This is a genomic window from Arthrobacter sp. GMC3, from assembly GCF_002929305.1.
Classification (GTDB): domain Bacteria; phylum Actinomycetota; class Actinomycetes; order Actinomycetales; family Micrococcaceae; genus Specibacter.
Window position 1 is genome coordinate 1 of the sequence record NZ_PJIO01000042.1, and the last position, 1,749, is coordinate 1,749.

The window sequence follows — 1,749 nt, forward strand, 5'->3', positions numbered from 1 at the left end:
CCAACCCAAACACTGTGACCCTGCGCACCCACCACACTAAAACCACAACCTGAGAAAACCCTCCACACAAACAGGGAACACATCCACCGTCCGAGATTGCGGCTGGCGCGTGGGTCCGGGCAGCCGGGTTCTCCTTGAAGCGGACGGGTGCCCCTTCACTGGCTATGCAAGGGTGCTCGTCCAAGGGCCGCTCCATGTGTGCGCAGAGGACCGTCCTCACTGACCGGTTATAGCAACGCTGAGTTAAGTTGTGAGCCCCCAGCGTGCTGCCACCTGCTGTGGCCGCAGTTGTGGCTGTAGCACACTTGTGCTGCAATGTCCGTTTCTGGCGCTTGAACTCTTTCGAGTAACCTGCGGGTTAGCATTCAAGGACAGGCAGTCGAAACGAATGCAGGGAGTACTTCCGATGGGACATGATTCAGATTTGTTGGGTGTATCCGGGCTTCTTACCGCCGCGGAGTTGCAGCTGAGAGACAGCGTGAGGGAATTTGTTGGCGCCAGGGTCAAGCCGAACATCGCCTCTTGGTATGAGGAAGGAGTGTTTCCCCTGGAGCTGGTGCGCGAACTAGGAACCCTTGGGCTACTGGGGATGCATCTGCAAGGGTACGGATGCGCCGGCCGGACTGCGGTTGAATACGGTGCCGCGGTTATGGAGCTGGAGGCTGGCGACTCCGGTATCCGAACCTTTGTCAGCGTGCAGGGTTCCCTGGCAATGACCGCCATCCATCGACACGGCTCGGAGGAGCAAAAGCAGACCTGGCTCCCCTCCATGGCACTGGGACAAACAATCGGGTGCTTTGGCCTGACCGAGCCAGGCGCCGGATCGGACCCAGCCTCGATGAGCACTGTTGCCCGACGCTCCGGCCCAGGCGCCGAAGCCGACTGGATCATCACCGGAAGCAAACGGTGGATTGGTCTGGCGAGTGTGGCCCACATCGCCATCATTTGGGCAATGACCGAACACGGAGTGCGGGGCTTCATCGTTCCTACCGATACAAGAGGCTTTACAGCCACCCCGATTGCTAACAAGCTCTCGATGCGAGCTTCGATTCAATGCGACATAGATCTGGACCAGGTGAGAATGCCGGCATCGGCGATGCTCCCTGGTGCCCAAGGTCTGCGCGGAGCGTTGGAGTGCCTGAATGAGGCACGGTACGGGATCATGTGGGGTGTCATGGGCGCCGCCCGCGATTCCTACGAAACAGCAGTGGCCTACGCCCAAGAGCGTTTGGTATTCGGCAAACCCTTGGCAGGGTTCCAACTCACGCAACAGAAGCTGGTCAATATGGCCTTGGAGTTGGGGAAAGGTCAGCTTCTGGCCATACACCTGGGCCGTTTGAAGGATGCAGGCGTGCTGACGCCGGCCCAGATCTCTGCAGGTAAGCTCAACAACACACGGGAGGCGTCCAAGATCTGCCTGCAGGCCCGTTCAATCCTCGGAGGAAACGGTATCACCGGGGACTACTCTCCCCTGCGGCACAGCAATAACCTTGAGTCCGTGCGTACCTATGAGGGCACGGATGAAATCCACACCCTGATTCTGGGTCAGCAGATCACCGGCATTTCCGCCTTCGGTTAGGTGACTCTACGTGGCACGCTACCGCGGTGCCGAATGACGGGGGTTGTTAAAGTGGTGTGGCCTCTTGGTGGGGAGGCCGTGGTGGTGTGGTGTGTGGGTTGTTAAAGTAGGGAGGCCCCGCACCGTGTGGTGTGGGGCCTCGACCTGTTTACTGTTTGTCCGGCGGTGTC

The 1,749-nt window shown here is 59.4% G+C and carries 1 protein-coding gene; it reads left to right on the forward strand.

The window, feature by feature from the left end; translation table 11 throughout:
• The first annotated feature begins 406 nt into the window (after positions 1-406).
• Positions 407-1,579, forward strand: a complete 1,173-nt coding sequence (locus CXQ94_RS21265; protein ID WP_104092566.1) for an acyl-CoA dehydrogenase family protein — start codon at positions 407-409, stop codon at positions 1,577-1,579.
• Positions 1,580-1,749: the final 170 nt, after the last annotated feature.

What these genes read in the sequence shown, in the direction of transcription:
- CXQ94_RS21265 (WP_104092566.1), top strand. Translation starts at nt 407, where the DNA reads ATGGGACATGATTCAGATTTGTTGGGTGTATCCGGGCTTCTTACCGCC.